Origin of the sequence: Pantoea sp. C2G6 (assembly GCF_051336815.1) — a bacterium.
Taxonomy (GTDB): domain Bacteria; phylum Pseudomonadota; class Gammaproteobacteria; order Enterobacterales; family Enterobacteriaceae; genus Pantoea.
Genome location: NZ_JBGMNJ010000006.1, coordinates 1 through 12,974 on the forward strand (window position 1 = coordinate 1; position 12,974 = coordinate 12,974).

The window sequence follows — 12,974 nt, forward strand, 5'->3', positions numbered from 1 at the left end:
TCGTCACCTGGTTGCCCGCGCTCACCTGCGTTTCGGTGTGCGTCAGGCCGCTGCCCTGCTCGCTGCCCTTCGCCTTATTGACGCTGGCGGAAACGCTGATCCCCACGCCGCCCTGGCCCGCGCCGATGCCCACACCCACCGTGCCGCCGTGGCTCTCGTTTTTCCCCTCCAGCGACGAGGTGTTCGCCGCCGACAGCAGGTTCAGATCCCGGTTCGCCGACAGCAGCAGATCCTTACCGGCCTGGAGCTGGCTGCCCTGCACGGTGAGGTCGCCGCCCTCTCCTTTGACGCCGCTGCCGCGCGCCACCACGCTCAGGTTGTCGCCCGCCGTGAGGCTGCTGCCCCGGGCGGTACGCTGCTCGCTGCGCTGAGTGGAGGTGGAGGACTGGCTGCCGTAAGAGAGGCTGACGCCGACGGTGTTGTTATTATCCGGGCTGTTGCCCTGCGCCGCAGAGAGGCGCGCGGCCTGGGTCGCCTGCACGCCGCTGAGAGCCGCTTTGGTGCCCTGGAGCGCCGCCAGCCGTCCGCTGTCGGCCGACTTCGCCTCCTGCACCGTCTGCGCCGCCGTATTCAGCGCGCTGCCCACCGTGCCGGAGAGCGCCAGCGTCAGGCCGGAGGTTTTCTGCTCAACCTTGTGCGTCTGGCTGCTCTGGTTCTCCGCGGCGGTGATGCTCACCTCGCGGCCATCCAGCGTCAGGTTTTTACCGGCGATCAGCTCGGAGCCGTTTACATCGAGGCGGTTGCCCGCCGTCAGCGACACGCTGCCGTTAACGCTGCCGACGGTGCTGCCCTGGTTGGTCAGATCCTGCGCGGTGTCGGTGGTTTTCAGGCTCTGCGTGCCGTAACTGAAGCCGATACCACCGGTGCCGGAAAGCCCGCTCTTTTTCTCCTGCGACAGATGCTGTTCGCTGTTGCGCTCTGTCGCCCCGGTGACGCTGAGGTCGTTACCCGCCTGAAGCGCGACATCCTGCGTGCCCGCGATCTGGCTGCCCTGCACGCGCAGGTCGTTGCCTGCTGCCACCGTGACACTATCGCCGCTCAGCGAGCTACCCTGCGCCGTCTGACGCGCAATCTGATCGCGTGTGGTGGTCGTGCTCTTCGAGAGCCAGCCGCTGCTGCCCGTCACCTTATGCCGCTCGTCGAGATCCTGGGTGTTCTCGCCATTGGTCAGCGTCACATCATGTCCGGCGGTGAGCGCCAGCGCGACATCAGCCGACAGCGTGGCAGCACGCGCGTTGAGATCGTTGCCTGCCAGCAGTGAGACGTCGCCTTTGCCCACCACTTCGCTGCCGACCTCCTGGGTATTACCCTGCTTCAGGCTATTGTCGCCGTCCCAGACAATATCGTCGCGGCTGGCGGTGGTGACGGTGTTGAGGCTGAGGTCGCGGCCCGCATGCAGCACCGTCTGGCTGTTTTCGCCACTGTTAACCACCTGCGCCGCCGTCAGGTTAATATCGCGTCCGGCCTGCAATATCAGCCGGCCATCATCGCCCTGCACGTACATACCCGCGACGCTATCCACGGTTGTCCGGGCGAACCGGTTGTCACCGTTCTGGCTGCTCACGCTGCGCGTGGTGCTGATGGCATTAATATCCCGGCCGGCAGAGGCCAGCAAGGTGTCTGTCCCCTGGATCACGCCGCCGATGTTATTAATATCGGTGCGGGCGTTGAGATCGACACTGGCGCCTTTGATGCTGCCCGCCAGGTTAGTGATATTGTCGGCGCTCAGTTTCACCACTTCGCGTCCGGCCAGCGTGCCGCTGTTGAACAGCCCGCCGCCGAGGTTCAGGTTGAGGTTGCGACCGGCAATCAGCGCGCCGCTGCCGTCCACGTCGCCCGGCTGCACGCGCGCATAGACCTGCGGAACCAGCACCGTCTGGCTGGAACCATCCGGTAGCGTCACCTGGGCGTTGACCAGCCAGACAATATCTTTGGTCAGCAGCGCCATCTGTTCCGGCGTCAGCGCGACGCCGAGCGTAAGGTTGTACTGCTGGCTGAAGGCGATGGCGTTATTCATCAGCGCCTTATACTGATCTTCGTCGTTGCTGAATCCCGTCAGATAACGCTGCCCCGTCAGGTTGATCACCTGTTCGCGGATCAGGCGCTGCTCGTAATAGCCGTCGCCGAGGCGCTTCAGGACGTTATCGCTGTTCTGGGTCAGAGCGTCCTGCATATAGTCGCTGCTCAGCCACTGCTTCTCCTGAGTAAAGCGCGGATCGGTCTCTATCAGATATTTGCCGCCGGGCGACGGGTTGGTTTTGAACAGACTGTTGTCCGGCAGGCGGGTATCCGGCCCGACGATGCGCACCACGCGCGCCGCTTCACCCTGTTGCGGCGTGACGCTGCTCGGCACTTCGAAGCGCTGCCCCGGCTTCAGCACGGCGGCGGTAATGCCCGGCACTGTACCGGTGTCGACATGCTGCCAGCCAGGCGCAAGCGCGCTGCCCGACACGGTGGCGTTAACGCCGCCCGCGCGGCCAATGGTGGCATCGGTTCCCTCGCTGCTCTGCGGTGCAAGAGCGATAGGGTTGCCGCTCAGCTCACCGTGATCGACCAGCTGGCTCGGCTTCAGCGCAATGGTCTCAATCACATCTGGTGGCGTGTAGGCTGAGCCTTTTTTGCCCTGGCTGTCGCCGCCTTTATGGCGGATGCGGTAGTAATGGGTGGTGCTCCCGACGTCGTTGGTGATGCGCTGCCCCGCCACCTCGACGTTATCGACCTCGCCCGCGTTCATGGTCAGCGTATTGCCCGCCACCATCTGGCTTTTATCGTTGAACACCTTGTCGGCGTTCACCGTCATATTGCCGCCCGCGATGATCTTCGCCGGATCGCTTTCAGCAATCTGCGTCTCCTGCACCGTACGGGTGTAGTCATACTGGTTGAAGTCGTCGTTATTACTGCCGGTGTTGCCCGGCGTGTTGAGATTGCGCAGCGAGTCGGCGGAGTTTTTGTCGACAAAGACGCCCGGTTCGCCCGCTTTCCAGCGGACGGTGTCGCCCTTATGCTGATACTCGGTGATCGCCTCGGTCGAGACGGTGACCAGTCCGGTGCTGAAATGGTCGTTGACGTTATTGAGCTGCCCGACGGTGATCTGCATATCGCCAGCGGACTCGATGGTGGCGCTGTGGTTATTGATGACACCCGCTTTGCCGGTTGCCAGCCCGTCAGCATCCAGCTCGCCTCCCAGCACCATATCGCCCGCGCTGTAGATCAGGCCGTGATCGCGGTTGTTCAGCGTCTGGACGCCGATATCGACCCGCTCGCGCCCCGCCAGCGTGGCGGCGGTGACGTTTTCCGCCAGATTATTAAAGGTGCCGGCCTGTACGCCAATCGTGTCGCCGTAGATCCGGCCGCTGCCGATATTGGTTAAGGTATCGGCTCTGAGCAGCGTCTGTTTGCCGTCAATCAGGCCAGAGTTGGTCAGCTCTCCGTTCAGCGTCAGCCAGTCCTGTCCGGCATTGATTTCACCGCTGGCTGCGTTCATCAGATTGCTGGCGCGCAGGTCCAGCTTACCGCCCGCCAGCAGTTTGCCGCTGTTGACGACGTCGCCCGGCGTGGTGAAGTTGAAGTTGCCGTTGGCGATTATCTCGCCGCTGTTGTTGAGGCTCTGCTGGCTCACCAGCGTAATATCGCCGCGCGAGAGGATCTGGCCGTCGCCGCCCACGCGATCGGCGCGGATCGCCAGCGATCGACCTGCTTTGAGTACGCCCGCGCTGTTGGTAAGCGCCAGGCCGTCGCCCTGTAGCGTCAGGTCTTCACCAGCAGCCATCTCGCCCTGACTGTTGTCAACGCCACCCTGGCTGTTGAGGGTCAGCTGCCGGTCGGCCAGCAGGGTGCCGCGCTGGTTCGAGATGCTGTCGCTGTTGATGTTGAGGGTCGCGGCTTCGATACCCTGCTGCGCGCCCTGCGTATCCTGATTGTTGAGCTGGAGCGCGTTGATCACGACGTTCGCGCCGCTGCGGATCAGTCCGCTGGCGTTGTCGATAACACCCTGTGCGCTCGACAGCAGCAGATCGCCGATGCTCTGGACCTGTCCGCCCTGGTTGTCCAGCTGGGAGGTGGTGAGGCTGGCCGCCTGCTCGCTCACCACCCGGCCGCCGCTGCGGTTATCCAGTTCGCCGCTTTGCAGAGTTAGGTTGCCCTTCGCGCCCAGGGTACCGCCCTGATTGTTAATCTCGCCACTGTGCAGGCTGAAATCGCCCAGGCTATAGAGGGTGCCGTTTTGGTTGTCGACCCGCTGGCCGTGGTTGTCGAGCAGCACGCTACCGCCCTGCAGCAGACCTGCCCGGTTGTCCAGCGCGGATTGTGTGGCGAGGCGCAGCAGGTTCTGCGGCAGGATGGCGTTCAGCCGCAGCGCGTTCTGCGCCGGGGCAAGGTCGAGACTGAGCTGGTTTTGTGCCACCAGCGTGCCCGCACTATTATTCAGGCTGCCCGCCGTCAGCTGCAAGCCTTTTCCGCTCAGGGTCAGGCCCTGCGTATTGTCCATCTGTCCGGCGCGGATCAGCATGTCGCCCTGGCTGGTCAGCCCGCCTTTTTCGCCGCTGTTCTGGTTAAGCAGTGTGTTGACGCCAATATCAAGCTGTTCGCCGCTCTGGATCAGACCGCCGTCGCTGTTGTTCAGTGTGTCGCCGCGCAGCGTCAGCGCCTGCTGGGCCGCCAGCTGGCCGTTGCGGTTGTCCAGTGCATCGACATCCAGACGACCGGTTTCACCGCTCGCCAGCCTGCCCAGGCCGTTCAGCATCGCGGCGGCCGTGACGCGCAGCGCCTGGCCTGCACCGATGACGCCAGCCTGATTATCCAGCTGCTGCGCGACACTCAGGCTCAGCCCCTGGCCCGCTCTGATTGTCCCGCTCTGGTTGTTGATAGCGTCCGCGCTGGCGGAAAGCCCCGCCTGCGACGCCAGCGTTCCACGCTGATTATCCAGCCCGGCGCCCTGAAGCAGAAGATCGCCCTGGCTGGCGATAAAGCCCTGCTGGTTGTCGACCGCCCCCGCGTTAAGCGTAAGCGCGCCCAGCGTGCTGATGCCGCCCTGGCTGCCGCTGTCACGGTTGCTGAGTCCATAGCCATGCGTGTCGATAAGGGCGTCACCGCCTGACTGCAACAGACCCGCGTCGTTAGTCAGCGCGCCGTCGCTCTCAATCTGCAACCGCTGTTTGCCCACCAGCGTACCGCCGCTGTTGTTCAGCGCCTGGGTGGTGAGCTGCGCGTCGCCACCGCTCACCAGCACGCCCTGCCGATTATCCAGCTCACCACTGCGCAGCGTCAGCGCACCGGAACTGAGTATGCCGCCCGTGTCGCCGCTCAGCTGATTGCTCAGGCGCGCGCCGTGCGTGTCGAGCAGCAGGTCGCCGCCCGATTGCAGCAGTCCGCCGTCGTTGCTGAGTGCACCGCTGTCGCTGCGCAGCCCGCCTGACGCGGCGATAACGCCGTTCTGATTATCCAGCGCATTCTCGCCCAGCCCCAGCCGGAGATTATCGCCCAGCAGCGTGCCACCCTGATTTTCCAGCCCGGCAGCGCTGAGGGTCAGATCCCCTTTCGCCTCAATACGGCCCGCCTGGTTCGCCAGCGCCTGTCGTGTGGCGAGGCTGGCGTTACCTGTGGCGGCCGAGGCGCGACCCTGCTGGTTATCCAGCCGATCGGCACTCAGCTGGAGGTCACGGCTGGCCGCCAGTTCCCCCTGGCGGTTATCGACCGCGCCGCTGACCTGCGCTGTCAGGCTGCCCTGCTGTGCGGCGATGACGGCACCAGAGCGGTTATCCAGCGCCGCGGCCCTGAGATCAATATTGCCGTTGGCTGCCAGCTGTCCGCCCTGATTATTCAGAGCGCCGCGGGTGTGCAGCCGCATCCCGTCGCTGCCGTTCTGCACCAGCTGGCCCTGCTGATTCGAGAGCGTGTCGACGTCGGCGTCAATCTGCTGTGCGGAGGTGGTGCCCTGATCGAGGCTGAACTCGCCGCCACGCAGGCGGAGCTGACCGCTGGAAAGCAGCCTGCCGCTGCTGCCCGCCAGGCTGCGCGCGTCAATGGCCAGCGTGCCGCTGCCGGCATGGCTAATCTCACCGGACTGGTTATCGAGCGTATCGGCGTTCAGGTTCAGGTTGCCGCTGTTGCTGACGATATGGCCGCCGCGGTTGTTCAGGCTGCCCGGCAGCGTCAGCGAGAGATCGTCGCCGCCACTCTGCATTATCACGCCCTGCTGGCTGGAGAGATCGTGCGCCTGGAGATCAAGTTTGCTGGCGGTCAGCGCGCCGCCGTCGTTATCCAGCATTTTGCCGGTGTGGGCGGTAAGCTGCTGCCGCGCGTCAAGGGTGCCACTGCGCGTTACGATGTCGCCGTCGCTGGCCTCAAGGGTCAGGTTTTTAGCCTGAGTGCGGCTGTTGCTGAGATCAAGACGCTGCCCGCGAGCGCTCAGGCTGCCACCCGCCAGGTTTTGCCCCTGCGCGGTCAGTTTTCCCGTGGTCGTCAGCGTCAGATCGCCTGACTCGCCGGGCCTGCCGTCAGCCTGTACGCCCGCGGCGAGGATGCCCGATGTTGTGCTGTTGAGCGTGTCCGCCTGAAGCGTAACGTTGTTGCGCGCCACCACAGAGCCGCTGTTTTGCACCTCCGCCGCGCTGCTCACCGAGGCGCTGCCGCCGGAGGAAAGCACGCCGCTGTTGCTGAGGCCCTCTCTGGCGGCGACCTGCATATCGTGGCTGCTCTCTATGCGTCCGCTGTTTTCGATGCGCCCTTCGGCAGCGACGGTTAAAGTACCGTCGGCGCTGACAGCGACGGTACCGGCCTCTGCGCCGATAGTGCCCGCGTTACGCACACCGACGCCCGCTTCGGTGCCGATCAGCCGGATTTTGCCAGCGTACATGCCGCCGAGGCTGGAGACATCCAGCGATACCTGCGGACGTGAAGCGGGATCGTCGTCCTGCTTCGTGACCTGCTGATGCGCGGCATCCACCTGGTTACGTCCGGTAGTGACCTTCAGATCGTTGGCCCAGACTCTGGCGTTGACCCTGACTGAACGGGCGATAATGTCGGTGTAATCCTGGCGCGAGCTGTCCAGCCCCGCGCCTTCGACCGCCACCTCGCCGCGCTCAACGTTAAAGCCGGTGAGATTGCCGTTATTCATCTGCGCCTGACCGGTGGTGAGCGTGGCGCGGTTGGCGTTGATAAATCCGCAGCCGTTACAGGTGATGCCGGATGGGTTGGCGATCACCACCTGCGCTTTTTGCCCCGCCACTTCAACGAAACCGTTCAGTCGGCTGGGGTCGCGCGAGTTGACCTCGTTAAGAATGACTTTGGCTTCGCCCCTGGCGAGCCAGGGATTGCCGCTCACCATGCCGCCCAGTTCAGTCTGGGTGTTTTTATGCGAGTTATTGAGAATGGCGCCCTGCTGTCCGACATCGAACTGGCTGTAGCTGTTGCGCGAGACGCCGCCCGCGGACGGCGTCTGGATATTGACCTGTGGCGTGCCGTTGGCGCTGTTGATAATGGTGGGCTGCTGACCGCCGGGGGCCTGCGCGTCTGCGACAATCGCGGCGCTGGCGGGCTGGACAACGCCCATCGCCAGCCAGAGGCTGAAACTCAGCGCCCCTACTCTGCCGATAAATCTGCTGAGCGTGCGACCCACACCTGATGAGCGCGCGCTACCGCCGCGACCTGAACGGGCAATATCGGCCACCACCATCAGCATGCCGCGTGCTTTGTTGAAAATAATGCGGTAGAGATTTCTGTTCATCTAATGTCCCTATCAGATTTGCGGTAACGCCACGGCCAGCGGATGCTGTTGCCGCCAGTTTTTTGCCGCCTCGTGGCTGACGCAACTGCCATGAAAATTTAACACGCGCTTGCCGCGCTGCTCGCCGCGGTGGTCTAACGCCCGCCAGCAGGCGTGCGGAAAGAGATCGCGGCGCACCAGCCGGCTCATCGCCGCAGTATGACCAAAGGGCGCGATCCAGTCGCAGCACCACATGCGCTCGCCGCTGTTCCACGCTTCGGGCGGAAACTGGATGGCGGGGAGCGTGAGATAGCGCGCTTCAGCCTCCTCATTCAGCCAGGCCCAGCTAAAGAAAAAAACCGGCTCGCCCGCTTCGGCGACCAGTATGTACTGCTGCTGTTTGATGATCGGCAGCAGCAGCGTCGGCAGCGCGTGCAGCGGGGCGTCGCGATGCAGCGGCGAGTGCATCCAGAGCCAGACGGTAGCACCCAATACCTCCGCTTCGCTCTCTTCGCCGCCGAGGATCAGCGGCGCTTTAATCTCATATTTGCCCGCGCGCATCCTCAGCAGCTCCAGTTGAGGTTGAAGCCGAGCGTGACGGAGCTGGTGCGCAGGCCATCCGGTTTCGACAACGGCGTGCCGATAAACAGGTCATAGCCGGTATTAAAAGCCTGGCCGCGCAGCCCCGCCACGCCGCCCGCCAGATGCTGGCCGGTCAGCAGCTCGCTGCCTGCGCCGCCCACCTCGCCATAGTCCGCGCCAAGATAGAACTCCTGCGCTGGCAGCGGCGTGCTCCAGGCAATGTCGTTGCGCACAAACCAGCCGCGGCTGGCGTTGAGCGTGCGCTCGCCGTCGAAGCCGCGCACCGTCCAGCGGTTACCGATAGAAAACTGCTCCTGCGGCGTGAGCGGTGTGCTGCTCATTTGGCGCATATATTGTATGTTGTAACGAAAATGCTGATCGGCGAGGCTGAACGGCAGATTGAACTGTGCGTTGAGCTGTACGATTTTGCTCAGCGCCGTCGCCTCGCCAAAATACTCCTCCGGCGCAGGCTGTGCCCCGAACCAGCGCGTGCCGCGCTGGTAGCTGATGCCCGCATCCAGCGTGGCCTGGCGAATATAGTGACGGTGTTGCAGGCCGATACGCCAGGCGGCGGTCTGACGGTGCTGCACCTGTACTTCGGTATCGTTGATATAGTTACGGGTCTCGCGCGTCAGCACATCATAGGTCAGTGAGGTTTTCTGCGAGCCGTTGCGATGCAGCACGCGGCTGAGTTGCAGATCGAGACTTTTGCTTTTCCCGCTGTAGCGGTAGTCCTGATTGGCGCCAGCGACCGCCTGGTGATAGTCGTAGTCGCTGCCTGTCGCCGAGAACATCCAGTAGCCGAACGGCACCGAATAGTGGGCGGTGTAGTTTTTGCTGCCCTTGCCGCCCTGATCTTGCAGATCGTGGGTGGCCGACAGATAAAAGAGATCGCTCAGCGCAAACGGGTTGTCGAGCGAGAGCGTGACGCCGCCCAGATAACGGCCGGTGCTGCGGGTACCTGAATCGTCCAGCGAGAGGCCGACGCGCCACATTTTCTTCTGCTGCCAGCGCACCTGAATATCACTCTCGCCGGGCTGGTCGCCGGGCACCACCGACATATCCGCCTGCACGGTCGGCAGTCGTTGCAGGTTTTCCAGTCCCTGTTCAATATCGCGTAAATCAAGCAGATTGCCCGCATGCGCGGGAAAGGCGCTATAGAGCCAGAGATGGTGATCGCTCTCCGGTGTCAGCTTCGCCTCCCGCACGTAGCCGGGCAGGATCAGCAGTCGCAGCGTACCGCTGTTGAGATTCTGCGAAGGGGCCAGTACGCGGGTGGTGACATAGCCGTGATCCACCAGCCGGTTTTGCAGGGTGCTCATCAGCAGGTTAATGCCCTGCGCCCCCAGACACTTTCCCTGCGCCTGGCTGGCGAGACGGCTTAGTGGCAGCCAGTGCGGCAGCGCCTGCTGTCCCTGCAACTCAACGCGCGAGACAGGAAAGCAGGGTTTTTCAGCGGGAAAATTGATGCGGCCGAAGCTGGAAGCCGGCGGCGAGAGCCGCACATCGGGTGCCTGAGGTTCAATTTGCCGCTCCAGCGCCTGCTGGCGCTGTTGCTGCTGGCGGATCTGTTCATTTCCATCGGGAAGCGCATCGGCGGCATTGACCCTGACGGTGAAAAAAGTACAGGCCAGCAGAGGAATATAGAGTGGTAAATGTTTGTACTGAAAACCCATAAGACAGTCCCTGTCGCGTAAACTAATTGTAAATGTTGTTAATTTAGGTAAACGATGTGCGTATTATCCATAAATTCGGATTAGCGACAACCTTCATCTGTCTGTTTTTCGAGCTTACTGTTCAGGATTGTTAAACTGTTTTCCGCCAGGGGTGGAGAGTAGAGAGTGTGCCTTGCGGGGGTGATCGCGGGTAAATTCAGTGCCAGTTTTTGTTAAATCCAGGCCGATGGGAATAAATCTGTGAGCCAGCAGCCAGGATGTGGCTACAGCGGGACGCGACTCTCGCTTCTGGTCAGTCGCTCATCATTCGGGATGGTAAAGGTGGAATGCTGCTTTAGTCATGTGGCGGTTAGTGATTGTCATAACTGGCAACGCATACCATGAGTTTCAAAGGTAATAATATTCCAGCAAGCATAACTAGCTATAAAAAAACTACCTGAGTGTGCTTTGCAAAACGATAAACAAAGATGAAAGGGGCGAGACTCATAAAGCGATATTTCTGATAATGAGGGTTATTACATTCTTCCCATGCTATCGAATGAAAAGCAAAGCCGGATTTGGCTGGTCTATGGCTATCATTCTTTCAATTCCTGTAATCCATTACTTCTCTCTATACTTCTTCGCATTCAGAAAATGGTCCAGTCTGCCTGATGTGTGAGGCCAGTCAGAAAAAGGCTCAATTAGATGGAGCGTAAAGATTTACTCAATAAATGAGATTCAGGATATGATGATAAACATCTGGTTTATAACCCTCCACTTTCAATCTGCTCTGTTGTCAGGAGCTGATAGCTTATAAGAAATTCTCTGCTCCCCCATGAGAACGACAACGCACCAGATTTCAGTACGTTGTGGCGTGTTAAGCTCGGTATTTTACACGCCTTATACCAGTAACGCCGCCAGTAGTTAGCTGGCGTTCTGGCAACGGGTGTTATGATAAACCTGTCTATATTAAGTGATGCTTTACCACCAACATTTGTAGCCCGCCAATAATAAAAAATAGCAAACTGACAACCGCCAGGTATATCTCCACGTAGAAAGGGCCAATAAGCCGTTTCGGTAGCCCGCGAATAAAGTCCTTGTCATCATTTTTGGTCAGGATTGAGCTTTTATTCCACAACAGCGGCATATATATAAAACTTACCTTTGTACTGTATGCCACTTTGACATAAAGCGTGTTGACATTCTCAAGCAGCACTACCGCATCAGGCAGGCTACCGTATCTTTCTTTGTACAGGATGCAGATTTCTTTAAATCTTTTTCTATTAAGAGCTGAGGCTATGATGCTGGCTATACCAAAGCCGAAAGCAAGTACTCCAATAATTACTGTTGCCTTAGCGCTAAGCAGGTCGTTAATGGTCATTGCCTGTAACCTCGTATAGCGATTCACCAAGGAAGCCACCGAACGCAGATGTTGCTTTGTCGCTTCCGTATGCGATAGCACCGTTTACGCCGAGCGTGCAAAGCAGTGCACCTGCACCTCCGGCTTCTATCGTCGCTGCCCCCAGCACAATCGCACAGACGGTATTTGCTGCGGCTGTACCTGCAATTTTTCCCGCTATCGCTCCCCCGATCAGACTGCCTGAAAACTCACCGACGGAGGTGAAAGCGGTTTTTTCACACTCCCGTCCGGTCGTGCAGGCCTCGGTGATTTGCGCTGCCGTATCAAAGGCGGAAAGCCAGATGCCGACCTTTCCGGCACTTTCCATCAGCTTTACGTATTTCGCCATTTTCTCAATGTGCGTGGCATATCCTTCAATGTCACCGACACCTGTTTCGTTCCAGCGATGCGTTATGGATTTGGATGAGAGGCCAAGGGTGCTTTTCAGGTCAGTGTACTCCGTAAACATGAAGCGCTGTTTCATGAACATTTTGAGCACGCTGTCGAGCTGGCCGAGCAGACGCTGGCGCTCAACAAAAAACTGTTCGCCGATCAGTGTGCCGCGCGTGATGTACTGGCTCTGGTAGGCTTGCTGGATCTGCGACAGTATCTTTTCGATACGTCCGAAATAGCCTTTTGCCGCTTCTGTAACCTGTCCGGCGTACCCGGCGGCATCACTGGCGGTGCTGCTGATGGCGGCAAACATGGCGACTGTATCGCGGTGTTGATAGAGAAAATTGGCCTGCCTGATGGACAGAGGAGCCAGTGCCGCATCAACCCGCGCCTTAGCCGCTTTCAGGTGGGCGATCTGCTCTTCATCCTGTTTATCTGGATCAACCACCAGCATGATAGAGCCGGCTCTGTATCTTTCATCCGCCCCGTTCAGCCCGGCGAACAGTTCTCTCGCGCCTGCTGGCGGATTTTCAGTAAAAAGCAGACGTTGCCAGGCATCGGTCGTTCCACCGTAAGGCAGAATGACAAATCCGGCATCGATGCCCGGTTTCTTCTCTGGCTGCGGTGTCTTTACTGTCCGGGCGTGTTGTGCAGGCTGTTCTTCCTGCGCCGTTCCTGGTTCTGCGGTTCTGGCCCTCTCTGCCGCCAGACCCGCATTACAGTTGTATTCGTAGGTGTTCTCATGATCCAGAGGGATAAACCGCGATTTACAGGGACAAGAACTGTAACTGTCCAGGGAGCCAGCCCACTGGCGGATTACGCCTTCTGTTTCATGCGTATCTCCCATGCCGCCACAAATACGGAACTTTCCCGGATGTTTACCGCATGTTACCGCGTGCCCTTCCAGCGCCAGTGCTCTGCCGTTAAACAGGGTGTCCTCTGCCCCTTCCGTTATTTTTCCGCCGCATGTGGTTCCGTCACCCTGAAACAGATAGTAGCCTTCGCGTGCCATCAGCGTTTTCCCTTGTTAATGGAATGAAAACCATCTGGGTCAGGCGTTATGCCTGGGTAATTGTTGTGTACCGGCATATCAAATCCCTCTTCTTTATGCGGTTATTTTCAGCCGATGATACGCCACCTGTCTGGTATCACAAAAAAAGCAAACAGGTTTAATATCCCTTGGTGGGTACATCATAGAGGGAGAGCTGAGCGACCAGCGTCAGACCGTACTGTTCAGATTCTG

The 12,974-nt window shown here is 60.1% G+C and carries 5 protein-coding genes; all 5 read right to left on the bottom strand.

Annotated elements, in window-relative coordinates; all coding sequences use genetic code 11:
* A partial coding sequence (locus ACCW71_RS09895; RefSeq protein WP_436371018.1) for a hemagglutinin repeat-containing protein occupies positions 1–7,723 on the bottom strand: 7,723 nt, incomplete at its 3' end.
* 12 nt (positions 7,724–7,735) lie between these two features.
* Complete coding sequence (locus ACCW71_RS09900; RefSeq protein ID WP_436371019.1) at positions 7,736–8,263, bottom strand: toxin-activating lysine-acyltransferase; 528 nt, start codon at positions 8,261–8,263, stop codon at positions 7,736–7,738.
* A 2-nt stretch (positions 8,264–8,265) separates the two neighbouring features.
* Positions 8,266–9,960, bottom strand: coding sequence for a ShlB/FhaC/HecB family hemolysin secretion/activation protein (locus ACCW71_RS09905; RefSeq protein ID WP_436371020.1), 1,695 nt, complete (start codon positions 9,958–9,960; stop codon positions 8,266–8,268).
* Between the two features lie 943 nt (positions 9,961–10,903).
* Positions 10,904–11,320 carry a hypothetical protein gene (locus ACCW71_RS09910; protein ID WP_436371021.1) on the bottom strand — a complete coding sequence of 139 codons (417 nt, stop codon included), beginning with the start codon at positions 11,318–11,320 and terminating at the stop codon, positions 10,904–10,906.
* Complete coding sequence (locus ACCW71_RS09915; protein WP_436371022.1) at positions 11,310–12,743, bottom strand: PAAR domain-containing protein; 1,434 nt, start codon at positions 12,741–12,743, stop codon at positions 11,310–11,312. Before ACCW71_RS09915 ends, ACCW71_RS09910 begins: the two co-directional genes overlap by 11 nt.
* Positions 12,744–12,974: the final 231 nt, after the last annotated feature.